The organism is Rhodanobacter fulvus Jip2, assembly GCF_000264315.1.
Lineage (GTDB): Bacteria > Pseudomonadota > Gammaproteobacteria > Xanthomonadales > Rhodanobacteraceae > Rhodanobacter > Rhodanobacter fulvus.
This window is the reverse complement of sequence record NZ_AJXU01000007.1, coordinates 124,538-140,509: the sequence shown is the minus strand read 5'-3', so window position 1 is coordinate 140,509 and position 15,972 is coordinate 124,538. Positions and strand designations below refer to the sequence as shown.

Annotated in this window: 12 protein-coding genes; 10 read left to right on the top strand and 2 right to left on the bottom strand. The window is 65.4% G+C overall.

The features are described from left to right. Positions 1 to 16 precede the first annotated feature (16 nt). The 8 genes from UU9_RS17820 (at position 17) to UU9_RS01755 (ending at position 12,209) form a co-directional block, all read left to right on the top strand. Positions 17 to 292, top strand: coding sequence for a hypothetical protein (locus UU9_RS17820; protein WP_156804150.1), 276 nt, complete (start codon positions 17 to 19; stop codon positions 290 to 292). Positions 293 to 364: 72 nt separating this feature from the next. Continuing rightward, complete coding sequence (gene pilG / locus UU9_RS01785) at positions 365 to 733, top strand: twitching motility response regulator PilG (RefSeq protein WP_007079998.1); 369 nt, start codon at positions 365 to 367, stop codon at positions 731 to 733. 22 nt (positions 734 to 755) lie between these two features. Continuing rightward, entirely contained in the window at positions 756 to 1,127 is a 372-nt protein-coding gene (locus UU9_RS01780) for a response regulator (protein WP_007079997.1), read from the top strand. Next, complete coding sequence (locus UU9_RS01775) at positions 1,124 to 1,663, top strand: chemotaxis protein CheW (protein WP_007079996.1); 540 nt, start codon at positions 1,124 to 1,126, stop codon at positions 1,661 to 1,663. Before UU9_RS01780 ends, UU9_RS01775 begins: the two co-directional genes overlap by 4 nt. A 118-nt stretch (positions 1,664 to 1,781) precedes the next feature. Next, positions 1,782 to 3,812 carry a methyl-accepting chemotaxis protein gene (locus UU9_RS01770; RefSeq protein WP_040669958.1) on the top strand — a complete coding sequence of 677 codons (2,031 nt, stop codon included), beginning with the start codon at positions 1,782 to 1,784 and terminating at the stop codon, positions 3,810 to 3,812. 87 nt (positions 3,813 to 3,899) lie between these two features. Continuing rightward, positions 3,900 to 9,953: a hybrid sensor histidine kinase/response regulator gene (locus UU9_RS01765; protein ID WP_007079994.1), complete on the top strand. Its 6,054-nt coding sequence runs from the start codon at positions 3,900 to 3,902 to the stop codon at positions 9,951 to 9,953. Beyond that, a complete protein-coding gene (locus UU9_RS01760) occupies positions 9,946 to 11,646 on the top strand; it encodes a chemotaxis protein CheB (protein WP_007079993.1) in 1,701 nt (566 codons plus the stop codon). Before UU9_RS01765 ends, UU9_RS01760 begins: the two co-directional genes overlap by 8 nt. Further along, entirely contained in the window at positions 11,643 to 12,209 is a 567-nt protein-coding gene (locus UU9_RS01755) for a chemotaxis protein CheW (protein ID WP_007079992.1), read from the top strand. Before UU9_RS01760 ends, UU9_RS01755 begins: the two co-directional genes overlap by 4 nt. A 4-nt stretch (positions 12,210 to 12,213) precedes the next feature. Here the strand turns inward: UU9_RS01755 and UU9_RS01750 are convergent, their stop codons facing one another. Then, positions 12,214 to 12,948, bottom strand: coding sequence for a 16S rRNA (uracil(1498)-N(3))-methyltransferase (locus tag UU9_RS01750; RefSeq protein WP_007079991.1), 735 nt, complete (start codon positions 12,946 to 12,948; stop codon positions 12,214 to 12,216). A 24-nt stretch (positions 12,949 to 12,972) separates the two neighbouring features. Further along, positions 12,973 to 14,337 (bottom strand): adenosylmethionine--8-amino-7-oxononanoate transaminase, encoded by a 1,365-nt coding sequence (locus tag UU9_RS01745; protein ID WP_007079990.1) that lies wholly within the window; start codon positions 14,335 to 14,337, stop codon positions 12,973 to 12,975. Positions 14,338 to 14,400: 63 nt separating this feature from the next. On the opposite strand from UU9_RS01745, the gene UU9_RS01740 reads away from it, so the two are divergent. Together UU9_RS01740 and UU9_RS01735 are read left to right on the top strand one after the other, a co-directional pair. Next, positions 14,401 to 15,162 carry a type II secretion system protein N gene (locus UU9_RS01740; RefSeq protein ID WP_007079989.1) on the top strand — a complete coding sequence of 254 codons (762 nt, stop codon included), beginning with the start codon at positions 14,401 to 14,403 and terminating at the stop codon, positions 15,160 to 15,162. Between the two features lie 31 nt (positions 15,163 to 15,193). Continuing rightward, positions 15,194 to 15,970, top strand: coding sequence for an inositol monophosphatase family protein (locus UU9_RS01735; RefSeq protein WP_007079988.1), 777 nt, complete (start codon positions 15,194 to 15,196; stop codon positions 15,968 to 15,970). Positions 15,971 to 15,972: the final 2 nt, after the last annotated feature.

Genomic DNA, 15,972 nt, shown 5'->3' with positions numbered 1-15,972 from the left:
GCCATGACATCGGTGAATGGTCGCCGAGACCACGCCATCGCCACAAGCGATTCCGGCCTTGCCGTGCGCGTTGCCTGCCGCTGACCGCCACATGCTGCCGATTTGCGTCACACTCGACATCGCCGAGCGGAGCGCTCTGTCATCATTGCTTGACAGTCTCGGCGAGCAGGCGGTAAACAGCAATGCGCGAGAGGCACTGCCCGAAAGCCTGTTTTCGAGCGGCCTTATCTTTGCTGAATTTGTGCATGTACCCGGCGGCACAGTAGTTGCTTGCCATCAAGGTCCATGCTGAGCTCGGTGCGCCACAGGGGGAGCTTGAGTGAATTTGAACGTGAGCGTTAACGGTCTCGCTGGACTGAAGGTCATGGTGATCGATGACTCCAAGACCATCCGCCGCACCGCTGAAACCTTGCTCAAGAAGGAAGGTTGCGAAGTGTTGACCGCGGTGGACGGATTCGAGGCACTGGCCAAGATCTCCGATCAGAAACCCGCGATCATCTTCGTCGACATCATGATGCCGCGGCTGGATGGTTATCAGACCTGTGCATTGATCAAGAACAATCCGCAATTCCGCAGCACCCCGGTCATCATGCTGAGCTCGAAGGATGGTCTGTTCGACAAGGCTCGCGGCCGCATCGTGGGCGCCGAACAGTATTTGACCAAGCCGTTCACGCGCGACGAACTGCTGGGTGCCATCCATAGCCACGTCGGCTCAGCACACACTGCCGGCTGACTGCAGAGATCCAGGGGGTTCTGTGGCAACTATTCTCATCATCGACGATTCGCCGACCGACGTGCGTGTCTTCACCACGTTGCTCGAGCGCGCCGGTTATACCGTCATCGCGGTCAGCACCGCCGAGGACGGCATTGAACGGGTAAGGGCCGAGTTGCCCGACCTGGTCATCATGGACGTGATCATGCCCGGCATGAACGGCTTCCAGGCCACCCGCATCCTCACCCGCGACCCGGCCACGGCCGGCGTCCCGATCGTGATGATCACCACCAAGTCGATGGAAACCGATCGCGTGTGGGGGCTGCGCCAGGGTGCGCGGGCCTTCATCACCAAGCCGGTGAATGAAAAGGAGCTGCTGGCCAGCATCAGCGGGTTGCTGCCGGGGGCGGCATGAACCAGGCGGTCAACCTCACGCCTTTCGAGATACTTGCCCATTTCGAGCGGAAGTCGCTGGCGCACGCCTCGGCTTCGCCCGACACGCTGGAGGCGCCGGGGCTCTGGCGCGGCATCGGCTTCCGGGTAGGCTCGCGTCGGCTGGTCAGCGGCATCGACGAGATCAGCGAGCTGCTGGCGGTACCGCTGCTTACGCCAGTGCCGGGCACGCAGCCGTGGTTGCTCGGCGTCGCCAACGTGCGCGGCAACCTGGTGCCCGTCATCGACTTCGCCCGCTTCCTGTTCGGCGAACGCACGCTGCATACCGACCGTACGCGCCTGCTGATCGTGCGCCAGAACGGCGGCAACGTGGCGCTGCTGGTGGACGAGGTGTTTGGCCAGCGTACGGTCGACCAGGAACAGCGGACTCAGGCGATGAACGAGGACGATCCACGGCTTGTTCGTTTCGTCGATGGCCGCGTGGGTGAGCAGCAACTGGCGGTTTTCAGCATGAACCGGCTGGTGCGCGCACCGGATTTTCGACAGGCCGCGGCCTGACGCGTCACATCGAATACAAGAAGGACCGGGATCGGTTGGGACCGGAATCAGGGGCAACTGCTCCGCTGAGCGCCGCTGCGACGCGGCGCTGCCAGAAGCGTAGACGGGTGAGGTGAACATGAGCACTACAGGGGGCGTTAGCAGGGAACGGGGTTACACCCTCCTTATCGTCATGCTGCTGGCGGCGATCGGTTTTGCGGCGGTGGACTTTTTCCTGCTCAACCAGCGCAACGGCGAGGATCGGCAGGCGATCGCGCTGACCACGCAGATCCAGGTGCTGTCGCAGCAGACCGCGAAATTCGCGCTTGAGTCCGCCGACGGCAACGTCGATTCGTTCAAGGAACTGGAAAGCACGCGCAACGCCATCGATTCGGCCGTGCAACGGCTGAGCAAAGGCGATACCGCCGGTGGCATGCGTGCCTACGGCAACAATGACACCACGCCTTCCGGTCGCGCGGTAACCGCGTTGAGCCATTCCTGGAGCCAGCTCGACGCCGATATCGGCAAGATCCTGTCCAACAAGTCCGTGGTGCTCGATTCGGCCCAGCGCGCCGCCACGCTGTCGCGCGAGATACCGCTGCTCAACTCCAGCATGGAGCAGGTGGTCAACATCCTGCAGCAGCGCAATGGCAGCTCCGAGCAGATGCTGGGCACTTCGCGCCAGATGCTCTCGGCTGACCGCATCATCCGCCGCGTGCAGGAAGTGTTGCAGGGTGGCTCCACCGCCCAATCCGCGGCCGACGGACTCGCCCGCGACGCCCAGCTCTACGGCACCGTGTTGAAGGGCTTGCTTGAGGGCAACAGCGGCAGCGGCGTGAAACCGGTCAGCGATGCCAATGCGCGCAAGATCCTTGCCGACATGGATACCAGCTGGGAAAAGCTGGCCGATCCGCTGTCGCGACTGGTCGCCGCCGCCAGCAACATCGCGGACGTGAAGCACGCCGGCAACCAGGCGTCGCTGGATTCGCAGACCGTGCTGTTGCGCGCCAACGATCTCTCCGAGCAGATCGGCAAGCTGCCGTTGCGCCGGCTGTTCCCGAACGTGTGGTGGGGCCTGCTGGCGGCAATCGGTGCGGTGGCCTTCGCGCTGTTGCTGGTGGTCAGCCTGGTGCGCGACCAGCGCCGCCGCTTCGCCGAGAGTACCGAGCTGAACCAGCGCAACCAGGAGGCGATCATGCGCCTGCTGGATGAGATGGGCTCGCTCGCTGAAGGTGACCTCACCGTCAAGACCACCGTTTCCGAGGACATCACCGGCGCCATCGCCGACTCGGTGAACTACGCCATCGACGAGCTGCGTTCATTGGTTACCACCATCAACGAGACCTCCGAGCAGGTGTCGTCCTCGGCGCAGGAAACCCAGACCACCGCCCGCCAGCTGGCGAACGCGGCCGAGCAGCAGGCGCAACAGATCAGCACCGCGACCTCCGCGATCAACCAGATCGTGAGCTCGATGGACAACGTGTCGCGCGATTCGGCCGAGTCGGCCGACGTGGCAGAGCGCTCGGTGAAAATCGCCTCGCACGGCGCCGAGGTGGTGCGCGAAACCATCTCGGGCATGGACTCCATCCGCGACCAGATCCAGGAGACCTCCAAGCGCATCAAACGGCTGGGCGAGTCCTCGCAGGAGATCGGCTCGATCGTGGAACTGATCAACGACATCGCCGAACAGACCAACATCCTGGCATTGAACGCGGCCATCCAGGCAGCCTCGGCCGGTGAAGCCGGTCGTGGTTTCGCGGTGGTGGCGGACGAAGTGCAGCGACTGGCCGAACGTTCCACCAGCGCCACCAAGCGTATCGAGACCCTGGTGCAGACGATTCAGTCCGATACCAACGAAGCGGTGAACTCGATGGAACAGACCACCGCCGAGGTGGTCGCCGGTGCACGACTGGCGGAGGACGCAGGCAGCGCGCTGGGCGACATCGAGCGCGTTTCGCACGATCTGTCCGCACTGATTCAGAGCATTTCCACGGCAGCACGGGAGCAGTCGGCGGCGGCCACCGATATTTCGGTGTCGATGAACGCGATCCAGGAGATCACCTCGCAGACATCGCAAGGCGCCAGCCAGACAGCGGATTCCATCGGTACGCTGGCGCAGTTGGCGAGCGATCTTCGCCGCTCGGTGGCGCATTTCAAGTTGCCGGACTGACGTGAGCCGGACTGACATGAGAATTTTGAAGGGGGGCATTCTCGCTGGTGGCGTAATGCATCGTTGCGCAACCGCTGAGAGAGGCGCATGAGACTTCAAGACCACATCGATTTCACCACGCTGCAGTGGGTCAAGCCCCAGCTGGACGAAGCACTGTCCAGCGCCCGCGACGCGCTGGCGACCCATGTCGAAAATCCCGCCGATCGCAGCGTCATGCGTTCGTGCATGGACCAGTTGCACCAGGTGCGCGGCACCTTGCAAATGGTGGAGTTGCATGGCGCCGCCATGGCGGCCGCCGAGATGGAAGCGGTTTCCCGCGCGCTGCTCGACGACCAGGTGGGCAACCGCGAAGAAGCCTACGCCGTATTGATGCGTGGCCTGATGCAGTTGCCGGACTATCTCGAACGCCTGTCCGGCGGGCATCGCGACGTGCCGGTGGTATTGCTGCCGCTGCTCAACGACCTGCGTGGGGTCATCGAAAAGCCACCGCTTTCCGAATCGGCCTTGTTCCATCCCAATCTCGACGCCTTCCTGCCGGAGCAGGCGCCCGCCGCCATGAGCGAGTCGCATGCCGAGGCGCGTCGTGGTGAGTTGACCGCGCTGCGGCTTCGCTTCCAGCGACAGTTGCTGGGCTGGTTCCGTGGCGAGGACCCGACGCGCCAGCTGGCCGGCATGCGCACCACGCTGCTGGAAATTGCCGCGCGTTGCTATCACGTGCACGGTCGCCGGTTGTGGTGGATTGCAGCGGGTGTACTGGAAGGCCTTGGGCAAGGCTTGTTCAAGAATCGTACGACCGAAATTCGCCAGCTGATCGGCAAGGTCGATCGCAATATCCGCGAGCTGGTCGAACATGGCGAAGACAGTTTGCGGGGCGGTGATGCCGACGAACTGGCGTGCCAGCTGCTCTATCTGGTGGCGCAATCGCCGCAGCGCAGCCCGCAGATGGAGCTGCTGCAATCCACGTACGCGCTCGATCGCCAGGTGCCTGACGCCAGCGAGCTGGAGCACGCGCGCGGATCGATGGCCGGTCACAACCGCGCCTTGCTCGACTCCGTATCGCGCGCGCTGAAAGATGATTTGTTGCGGGTGAAGGAAGCGCTGGATCTGTTCCTGCGCCAGGTGGACGGTGATCCGGCGCAGTTGGCCGCCCAGGGCGAAGTGCTGGAGCGTGTTGGCGACACGCTCGGCATGCTGGCGCTGGCGGTGCCGCGGCGGATGGTTGTCGAGCAGCGGCAGGTTCTCGACGAGATCGCCAATCACATGCGCAGTGCCGACGAGGCCGCGTTGCTCGATGTCGCCGGCGCGCTGCTCTATGTCGAGGCATCGCTGGACGACCACATCGAAAGCCTCGGCGCCGAGGGTGTGACGGAAGGCGACGAAGGTGTGGTCGGCGTTCCCCGCAGCGAGGCCATGGGCATCGTCGTGGCGTTGATGCAGGAAGCGATCAGCAACACCGGCAAGGTCAAGGACGCGATCGTGGCGTTCAGTGAATCCGGCTGGCAGCACGAGCATCTCGCCGGCAGCCCGGCGTTGATGGATGAAGTGGCCGGTGCGTTGCGCATGCTGTCCACGGCACGCCCCGCCGAGCTGGCCGAAGGCATCAGTCGCTTCATCGGCAATGAGCTGCTGCTTGATCGACGCGTGCCCGATGGTGCGCAGATGGACCACCTGGCCGATGCGCTGGCTGCGCTGGAGTATTACCTTGAGGCTGCCCGCGAACACCGCGGTGGCCTGGAACATATCCTTGACGTCGCCGAGCACAGCCTGGGCCTGCTGGGTTACTGGCCGCCGCCAGCCGCGCGCGAATTGCCCGAAACCCTGCCGCCGGTGGCCGTCGATGCACTGTCGACGGACGACGAACATGTCGAGCTGTCCGAGTCGGTGAGCGTGCATCCGGGCGACAGCATCCATGAGCTGATCATTGGCGGAGACGAATCCTCGCCGCGCTCCGCGCAGGATATCGATGGCCTGCGTCTGGCTGAAACAGAATCCCTGAAACCCGAATCGGCTGAAAGTGCTGCGGACGAGGACTGGGTCGAAATCGAAGAGGAGATCGTCGAGCAGGTTCCGGTCACCGATCCGCGGGCGGCCACCGCCGGCTTCAATGCCAACGCCGAAGGCATCGATGACGACATCCGCGAAATCTTCCTGGAGGAGATGCAGGAAGAAATCGACAACCTGACCGAGGCCGAAAAGGTCTGGCTGGACGACCCCTCGCAGTTGTCCTCACTGACGGCCATCCGCCGCTCGTTCCATACATTGAAAGGGTCGGGCCGGCTGGTTGGCGCCAGCGTGCTCGGCGAATTCGCATGGAAGGTCGAAAGCGCGCTCAATCGCGTGCTGGACAACAGCATCGAGCCGCATGAAGGCGTGCAGGCGATGGTGCGTCATGCCATCGATGCATTGCCGCAATTGCTGGCCGCGCTCAAGGGCGAAGGCACGCTGAAGGCACCGCTCGGCGCCATCATGGACGTGGCCGAACGACTGGCCGCTGGCGAGCAGGGCGCGCGGGTCGAGGGCCATCCGTCGGTCGTTACCGAAACGGTTCGCCGGGTCGTACGCCGCCGCGTGCCGCGCATGGACGCGGATGCGGCAGCGATTCCGCAGGCCGGCATCACCGACGCCCATACGCTGGCAGGCGCCCCGGACGATGACATCGAACCGGTCGAAGCCTTGCCGCTGCCGGTGATGCCGCCGGTGGATCCGGTTCTGCTGGAGATCCTGCGCAGCGAAGTGGCCCAGTATCTGCAGACGATACGCGGCGCCATCCACCGCGCGGGCACCGAACTGCGGGTGGGGGAAGAATTGCTGCGCGCCGTGCATACCTTGCACGGAGCCATCGCCATGGTCGACATCGCCTTGCTGATGCAGGTGTTGTCGCCGCTGGAAGGCTTGCTCAAGCGCCTGCGCGCCGCCGATGTACCGTTGTCCAGCGAAGGCCTCCGCCTTCTGGGCGAGGCGGCGGACGTGGTCGATACCGTGATGGAGCAATTCGACGCGGCCGATCCGCAGTTGCCCGTCGTGGATACGCTGGTCGACCAGATCGTGGCCATGCGCGACTTGTACTCCGAGTCGCAGGTGGCCCACGTGGTGTACGAATCCCGTCCCGACGACCTGGAAGATGCCGCGGCGGCATTGGGTGCGGAGCATGATCTGGACGCCTGGGTGCCGTCGCACGAACTGGACGCGACGCCGGTCGACAATGACGAGGCGCCGGCCATCGCCGACGAGGCGCCTGCCGACGAGGCATTGTCGGGGGCGTCGCCGGCGGTCACCTTTGGCGACGGCATTGAGCCTGCGGCCGACGCTGACGATGCGCACCACGAGACGTTCGCCAATGAGTTGATGGCGGCGCTGGATGCGTTCGAACCCGGGGAAACCCGCGACAGCGATATCGAAGACGACGATGTCGTCCGAACGGATGACGAGAACGCCGCCGTCGACGCGCAGCAAGACGAGCTGGATGACACCGGGCTGGCCGAGGAGCTTGCCGCGGAGCTGGAGGCCGTCGAGCGCGAAGCTGCTGCGCGCGAAGCCGCCGAGCGCGAAGCGGCGGCACAGCGCGAGGCCGAAGCGCGTGCATCGGCCGAACGTGAAGCGGCCGAGCGCGAGGCCGCCCAACGCCGTGAGCGTGAGGCGCGCGAGCTCGCCGAGCGTGAGGCGTCGGAGGCTGCCGCGCTGGCGCGGCAGGCGACCCACGCCGTCGATGCCGGTGTGGCATCGACAACCGTGGAAGGGGGTGCCGAAGAGGCGCCTGCCGCCAACGCCCTCGATGACGACTTGCTCGAAGTGTTTCTCGATGAGGCACATGAAATCCTGGATCACGCTGATGGCGTGCTGGCGCAGTGGCGCGCCGAGCCGGCGGAACTCGGCTACGTGGGAGAGCTTCAGCGCGACCTGCATACGCTCAAGGGCGGCGCGCGCATCTCGGGCCTGGCGGCGATCGGCGATCTGGCTCACGCGATCGAGACACTGCTGGAGAAACCGGTCGAATCGGCGGGTACGCCCTCGTTGATCGGCGCGCTGGAATCCAGCTTTGACCAGCTCAACGCGATGGTGCAGCAAGTGGCGCATCGCCAGGCGGTCGAATACCCGCAGGCGGCGATCGACCGGCTGCTGGCGCTCGCCGGTGAGGAAGGCTTCACCAACGACGACGTGCTGGCTGCCATTGCGATGCCCGAGGCGGCGTCGCCGACGTCGCCGGTGGCGGCGTCCGGTGAGCGCACGCCAGACGGCGATCTGCCGGGGCTGTTGCCCGAGGCGGAGGAAGAGGTCCGCTCGACGCAGGAACAGATCCGCGTTCGCGCCGATCTGCTGGACAGTCTCGTCAACCATGCCGGCGAAGTGGCCATCTACCGTTCGCGGCTGGAGCAGCAGGTTGCCGGCTACCGCTTCAACCTGGTCGAGCTGGAACAGACCGTGGCCCGCCTGCGCAGCCAGCTGCGCATGCTGGAAATCGAGACCGAAGCGCAGATCATCGCGCGCTTCCAGCGCGAGCACCGCGAGGCGGGCCTCACCACCGTGTTCGATCCGCTCGAGCTCGATCGTTATTCCCAACTGCAGCAGTACTCCCGTGCGCTGGCCGAGTCGGTGTCCGATTTGGTTTCCATCCAGAGCACGCTGGACGAACTGACGCGTCAGGCCGAAACACTGCTGATCCAGCAGTCGCGTGTCAGCACGGACCTGCAGGACGGTCTGCTGCGTACCCGCATGCTGCCGTTCGACACCATGGTTCCCAACCTGCGCCGCACCTTGCGCCAGGCCGCCCAGGAAGAGGGCAAGCACGCGCAGCTCTATGTGGACGGTGCGCACGGCGAAATGGATCGCAACCTGCTCGACCGCATCAAGGCACCGTTCGAGCACATGCTGCGCAATGCCATCGCACACGGCATCGAAACGCCGGACGAACGACGCAAGGTCGGCAAGCCGGCCGAAGGCGCGGTGCATATCCGGGTGGCGCGCGAGGCGACCGAGGTGGTGGTGCGCGTCAGCGACGATGGCCGCGGTCTTGATCGCGAGGCGATCCGTGCCCGTGGTATCGAGCGCGGGCTGCTCCGTGCCGACGCCAACCCCAGCGACGATCAACTGCTGGGTCTGATCACCCAGGCCGGCTTCTCCACCGCGGGCAAGATCACCCAGCTGGCCGGTCGCGGCGTCGGCATGGACGTGGTGGCCAACGAGATCAAGCAGCTGGGCGGCTCGTTGTCGATCGAATCGACCGCGGGCAAGGGCACCACGTTCGTGCTGCGCCTGCCATTCACTCTGGCGGTGACGCAGGCGATCCTGGTACGCATTGGCGAGGCCACGTTTGCCATCCCGATGACGTCGGTCCAGGGCGTCGCGCGGATTGACGCCGAGGAGATGACGGCACTGCTGGAGCAGGGTGAACCCACCTTCTCCCATGGCAACGAGCCCTATGCCATCCACGACCTGGCCGAACTGCTCGGGTTGCCGCCTGGTTTGCCGCCCGAAGGCGAGCAGCAGCCCCTGTTGCTTACTCGTGCCGGCGACTTGCGTGCAGCTATCCGGATCGACGCGGTGCTGGGCTCCCACGAAATCGTGGTCAAGTCGGTGGGCCCGCAGATCAGTTCGGTGCCGGGCCTGCTCGGCGCCACCATCATGGGCGATGGCTCGGTGCTGATCATTCTGGATCTGGCACCACTGGTTCGCCACGGCATCACCCGTCGCGAACAGCGCCTGGCGGAGGGGCTCAGTGCCCTGCAGGCGCCGGTCATCGAGGAAGTCCGGGTGCGGCCGCTGGTCATGGTGGTGGACGATTCCATCACCATGCGCAAGGTCACCAGCCGCGTGCTCGAGCGTCATGAATACGAGGTCAGCACCGCCAAGGACGGTGTCGATGCGGTCGAGAAACTGCATGAGCGCGTCCCCGACCTGATGCTGCTGGACATCGAGATGCCACGTATGGACGGCTACGAGCTGGCGACACTGATGAAGGCCGACCCGCGTCTCAGCGGCGTGCCGATCATCATGATCACCTCGCGCAGTGGCGACAAACATCGCCAGCGGGCACTCGACATCGGTGTGGAGCGTTATCTCGGCAAGCCGTACCAGGAGGCCGACCTGCTGACGCAGATCGGCGAGGTGCTGGAACTGCATGCGTCGGAGCCGGCCCATGACTGAATCCGGCCCGGGGATCGCATTGCTTTTCGGCGACGGCGAACTGGGCAGCCAGTTGCGTCTGGCGCTACAGGAGCATGGCGCACGGATCGTGCACGAAGGCAGCATGGTCAGCCTCAGCCGGGATCTGCTGATGGAAAGCGGGGCCGAGGTCGTGGTGGTGAATCTCGACGACGAGAACGACGACGCGCTTGATCGCCTGTATGACGTGATCGACGGCGATACGCCACGCGTGGTTTTCAATGACGGCCAGGCCAGCCGCGCGCTAGAAGGCTGGGATCGCGCCCGCTGGGCGCGCCATCTGGCGGCCAAGGTCATGGCCTCCGCCGATGTCGACCCGCCACGGCCGCTCACCGCCGCCAGTCTGGTCGTACCTACCGTGGCCCCGTCGGCGGCCGAAAGCGCCGAGTTCACGGTCGACAGTATCCCTGCCACTGAAGACGTCGACGCGACGACCGCATCCTCCGCGCCGGAGACCGACGGTGCGCTGGCTTTCGACGAGCCTGCATCGATCGACCAGAGCCTTGATGCACCCGGGAACGTCGATTCCAATAGTCTCGAAGCCGAGCTCGAGGCCATGCTGGCCTCCGATGCCCTGGCGACGGGCGAAGACGAGTTCGGCTCGGGCCTGCGTTATTTCGAAAACGCGCCCGAACTGCACGATGGTGAATTCGGCGACGTGGCTGGCGAAGCGGCCGGTGCGGCCGATGTCGTGGATGAACCCTCCGCTGAGGACAGCGTCGGTACCGATCACCTTGCCGCCGAACCGGTTGCCGCAGCGGCCACGAGTTTCGATTTCGATCACCTGCCGTCGGATCTGTCCCTGGCTGGTGACGCTGCACCTGCCTCCGAAAAGGCCCCGGCACCCACCGTGGTGAGTGCGCCCGACAGCTGGGCCTTGCTGGATGATGACACCGCCGTCGCACCCGCGCCGGCGCCCGGCACGGCATCCGCCACGGATTTCGGCGTGGTGAAACAGACTGCTGCCGAATTCCTCTTGCCCGAGGTCGAACACGCGGCACCGGCCACCGAGCCGGTGATGAGCCTGCAATTGCTGACGATGGAAGAGGCGGTGGCGCCGCAGCCCTACTCGCATGCCAGCGAGATGCACCTGGACGACAACACTCACGGCTTGCATCGGGTCGTGTTGCTGGGCGCGGCTGCCGACGGGCTGGACTCGGTGTGCGAATTCCTTTCGGCGTTGACGGAACCCACGCGGTCGACCTTTCTGCTCACCCAGCACCTGGGTGCGCAATCGATATCGGGGCTGATGGAAGTGCTGTCGGTCGGCGGCGGGCCGTTGCCCGTTCGGCTGGCAACCGACGGTGACCATGCCGTACCCGGCGAACTGCTGGTGGTGCCGGCGGCGTCCCAGGTTTCGTTGCGCCGCGACGGCACGATAACCGTGCAGGGCAACGCGCCCGATGCGGGCAACGAATCCTCGATCGACGCCAATTTCAGCACGGTCGCCACTATTTTCGGGCGCGACGTGGTGTCGATCGTGTTCGCCGGACGCTCCACCGACGCGGTTGCCGGCGCCCAGGCCGTACACGATCTGGGTGGCGAGGTCTGGGTCGAAGCCGCGCCCGACGTGCAGTATTCCGATATGGTCGGCAGCATTTTTGCCGAGCGACTGGTCAGTTTTTCCGGTGCCCCGCATGAGTTGGCGGCGCATCTGATCGAGGTGTATCCATGAGTGATCCGCTGCCGCGCGAAATCCGCTGCATCCTGGTGCCGGTAGGCCATATGCGCTTGTTGTTGCCCAACGCCACCGTGGCCGAGGTCATCACCCTGCCCGAAGCGGAGTCGGTAGCCGGCGCACCGGCGTGGTTGCTCGGGCGCATTGCCTGGCGCGGCTGGCGGGTACCGCTGGTGTCGTTCACCCGGCTTTCCGGCGCGGAAGAGGGCGACGCCGAACTCAGTTCCCGCGTCGCCGTGCTGAAGACACTGAGTGGCAATGCGCAGATGCCGTTCATGGCGCTGGTCACGCAGGGTTTCCCGCGCCTTACCACGCTCAACGCCGAGCTGATCATCCCGACCCATGACGGCACCGAATTGCCGCCGGGCATCCGTGCCAGGGTGCTGGTGCGCGACGATGTCGCGGTGATTCCGGACATGGAAGGCATTGAGACGGAACTGCTGACCTTGCTGCAGCAGGCGGATGTCATGGAGTCGGACGAGGCAGGCGAAGGCCACGCCGACTTCGAACGCGTGGACTCCACGTCCGCGCCGTCGTCATGGGCCGATTCCGACGATTGAGGCGTCAGGCGTCGCCGTGCAGCGCCTGCAGCGCCGCAAGTGCCGCCATCCCCGCCGTTTCCGTGCGCAGGATGCGCGGACCCAGGCGCAGCCCGGCAAAACCGTGCGCCGTCAGGGCCTGTATGTCGCGTTCGCCGAGGCCGCCTTCGGGGCCGATCACCAGCGTGCCGCCGGCCGGCCCGAAACGAAGATCGCGCGCGTTCCGTGTGCCGTCGGGTAACAGCGCCAGGCGCAACGCACCGTCGTCGGCCAGCTGATCCAGCCATGTCTGCAGCGGTTGTGCGCCCAGGACCTCCGGCAACCGCGCCCGACCGCTCTGTTCACAGGCGCTGGCGACCACCGAACGCCAATGGGCCAGGCGCTTTTCGGCGCGGGCAGCGTCGAGTTTCACCTCCGAGCGCTCCGTCAGCAGCGGCACGATCCGCACCACGCCCAACTCCGTGGCCTTCTGCATGATCAGGTCCATCTTCTCGCCGCGCGCCACCGCCTGCGCCAGTGTCAGCTGCAGTGGTGATTCCGTCCGCGCCGGCTGCCCGGCGGTCACGCGCACCACGACCTCGCGCTTGCCGGTGCGTTCGATGGTGGACGGGTAGTCGTTGCCGTCGCCGTTGAACAGGGTCAGCGGATCGCCAGCGACCAGGCGCAGTACGCGGGCGACGTGTTCTCCAGCCTGCGCCGGCAAGGTCAGCTCCGCGCCGGCCATCAGCGATACGTCAACGTGGATACGAATGGTACGCATGGGAGCGATCCGCGATCGAGAGAGTCAGCCTGCCACGGCACGTTCAATACCAGCGATCGCGGTATCGACCAGCAAATCGATTTCCTGTTCCGTCACGACGTAGGGGGGCATGAAATACACCACGTTGCCCAGCGGCCGCAGCAACACACCTTGCTGCAAACCGTGCAGGTAGACGCGCATTCCGCGCCGCTCTTTGCTGTCGAACGGCCGGCGGGTGGCTTTGTCAGCCACCAGTTCCACCGCGGCAATCATGCCGGTCTGGCGCACATCGGCCACGTGCGGGTGGTCGCGAAGCGGCGCCAGTCGCTGCGCCAGGTGGGCGGCCAGCTTCCGGTTGCGATCAAGTACGGGTTCGTCGCGGAAGATCGCCAGGGTTTCCAGCGCCACGCGACAGGCCAGCGGGTTGCCGGTGTAGCTGTGCGAATGCAGGAACGCCTTGCCGGCGTTGTATTCGGCATAGAACGCGTCGTAGACGTCGTTGGTGGTGAGGGTCACCGAGAGCGGCAGGAAGCCGGCGGTAAGCCCTTTCGACAAGCACATGAAATCCGGTGACACGCCCGCCTGCTCGCAGGCGAACAGGCTGCCGGTGCGGCCAAAGCCCACGGCGATTTCATCGGCAATGAAATGCACCGAGAACTCATCGCACAGCGCGCGCAGGCCCACCAGATAATCCGGGTGATACATGCGCATGCCGCCGGCACACTGCACCAAAGGCTCGACGATCACCGCGCAGGTTTCATGCGCGTGGCTTTCCAGCAGCGTGCGCAACTCACGTAATCGTCGGGCGGCCGTCTGTTGTGGATTTTCGCCCGGCTCGCCTTCGTAGGCATCCGGCGACGGTGTCAGGAAGGGCGTCAGCAGCAGCGGCGCATAGGTTTTGCGGTACAGCGCCACATCGCTTACCGACAGCGCGCCCAGCGTTTCGCCGTGGTAGCTGCCGCTGAGCGCGATGAAGCGCGTCTTCTCGCCATGGCCCTGGTTGAGCCAATAGTGGAAGCTCATCTTCAGCGCGACCTCGACCGCCGACGAGCCATTGTCCGCGAAGAACACCTTGTCCAGCCCGGGCGGCGTAATGGCTACAAGCTTCTCGGCCAACTCGATCGCCGGTTCGTGGGTGAAGCCGGCGAAGATGACGTGCTCCAGCGTGCTGGCCTGGTCGGCCAGCGCCGCGGCGATGCGGGGATTGGCGTGGCCAAAGATGTTGGTCCACCACGAGCTGATGCCATCGAGATAACGACGGCCTTCGGCGTCGATCAGCCAGGCGCCTTCGCCGCGCACGATCGGTACCAGCGGTACGCTTTCGTGATCTTGCATCTGGGTGCAGGGGTGCCACACATGTTTCAGGTCGCGTGTGGCCAGTGCGACGTTGCCGCTTGCCGGGTGAGTCATCCGGTTATCATCGGCCCTGCGCCGTGATCACTCAAGTGTTGCGGCTTTTCTTCTGGAAGCGCCTTGACGTATTTGCGGAAAATCCTGCCTGGCTTCGGCGTTGTGCTGCTGGCCGTGGCGGTCCTGCTGTGGTTTTTCCCGGCGCGGTGGGCGGTGGCGCTGATCGCGCCGCAACTGCATGGCATGCAATTGCGGCAGGTCAGCGGTTCGGTATGGCAGGGCCAGGCAGGGCAATGGCGGGATCGCAACGGCCACGATCTGGGACACGTGCAGTGGCAACTCTCGCGTCGCGCCTTGTGGGGCGATGTGCGGCTGCAACTCGACATCGAGGGTCCGCAGCTGGATTTCAGCGGCAGCATGCGCAGGGTTTCGTCGGATACCTACGACTGGCGAAACGTGCAGGCCCGCGTGGTGCTGGGCGCAGCGTGGCAAGGCTGGCTGGCCACGATCGGCCAGCCGCGCGGCGAAATACACTTGTCGGTCGATCGTGCGCTGCTGCAAAGCGGCTGGCCCATGGACCTGCAAGGCACCGCCCGCTGGCGCAATGCCTCGATTCAAGGGGCTGGCGGCGAGATGGTGCTGGGCAGCTGGCAAGTGCAGGCACAGGCGCGCGACGGGTGGATCAAGGCACAATTCCACAACGAGGACGACGGCCCGCTGCGCGGCAACGGCCAGATGCAGGGGAATCTGCTCGGCTGGCGGTTGCAGGCGACATTGCAGCCGCATGATCCCGATCGCGCGCTGCGCCAGTGGTTGCATCGATGGGGAACCATCGACGCCGGCGGCACCGTGCATGTCGACCGCCGTGGTGGCCTTGCCCTCTGAACACGAATTTTTTCCACGAACAGGAAACAACATGGATTCCGCAACACTCGCTCAGGCGCTTGCCGCCGCCAAGGAAGCCGCCGCCGCCGCCGGTGAGGTCATTCGCCATTACTGGCAACAGGGCGTGGCGGTGGAACTGAAAGAAGACGCCACCCCCGTCACCATCGCCGACCGCGAGGCGGAGCAGGCGATTCGCAAGATCCTGCAGGCGGCGTTGCCGCAGGCGTCCATCTACGGCGAGGAATACGGCCTGGACGGCGAGCGTGGCGGCCTGATGTGGCTGGTCGATCCGCTGGACGGCACCAAGAGCTTCGTGCGGCGTACGCCGTTCTTCTCGACCCAGATCGCTTTGATGGAAGGCGACGAGCTGATCCTTGGCGTGTCCAGCGCGCCGATCTACGGCGAGGTGATGTGGGCCAGTGCCGGCGGCGGCGCGTGGATGGATGGTGCGCGGGTGCAGGTGGCGGGCACGTCGGCGATGGCGCAGGCCTCCGTGTCCACCGGCAACGTCAAGACGCTGACGACCGACGCGCGCTGGGATGCGCTGGGCGCGTTGATCCGCGACAGCAACCGCATCCGCGGCTACGGCGATTTCTGCCACTACCACCTGCTGGCGCGCGGCGGGCTGGATCTGGTGATCGAGTCGGACGTGAACATCCTGGACATCGCGGCGCTGGCGGTGATCGTGCGCGAGGCCGGTGGTGTGTTCACCGAACTGGACGGCGCACCGTTGACGCTCGATACGCGCAGCGTGCTGGCGGGCACGCCGGCCATCCACGCACAGGCGCTGCAGCGGCTGCGCCTCTGAAT

Excerpts from the sequence above, each read along its gene's own strand:
- UU9_RS17820 (WP_156804150.1), top strand. The coding sequence starts at position 17 with ATGGTCGCCGAGACCACGCCATCGCCACAAGCGATTCCGGCCTTGCCG.
- pilG (WP_007079998.1), top strand. The coding sequence starts at position 365 with ATGGTGATCGATGACTCCAAGACCATCCGCCGCACCGCTGAAACCTTG.
- UU9_RS01775 (WP_007079996.1), top strand. The coding sequence starts at position 1,124 with ATGAACCAGGCGGTCAACCTCACGCCTTTCGAGATACTTGCCCATTTC.
- UU9_RS01770 (WP_040669958.1), top strand. The coding sequence starts at position 1,782 with ATGAGCACTACAGGGGGCGTTAGCAGGGAACGGGGTTACACCCTCCTT.
- UU9_RS01765 (WP_007079994.1), top strand. The coding sequence starts at position 3,900 with ATGAGACTTCAAGACCACATCGATTTCACCACGCTGCAGTGGGTCAAG.
- UU9_RS01760 (WP_007079993.1), top strand. The coding sequence starts at position 9,946 with ATGACTGAATCCGGCCCGGGGATCGCATTGCTTTTCGGCGACGGCGAA.
- UU9_RS01755 (WP_007079992.1), top strand. The coding sequence starts at position 11,643 with ATGAGTGATCCGCTGCCGCGCGAAATCCGCTGCATCCTGGTGCCGGTA.
- UU9_RS01750 (WP_007079991.1), bottom strand. The coding sequence starts at position 12,948 with ATGCGTACCATTCGTATCCACGTTGACGTATCGCTGATGGCCGGCGCG.
- UU9_RS01745 (WP_007079990.1), bottom strand. The coding sequence starts at position 14,337 with ATGACTCACCCGGCAAGCGGCAACGTCGCACTGGCCACACGCGACCTG.
- UU9_RS01735 (WP_007079988.1), top strand. The coding sequence starts at position 15,194 with ATGGATTCCGCAACACTCGCTCAGGCGCTTGCCGCCGCCAAGGAAGCC.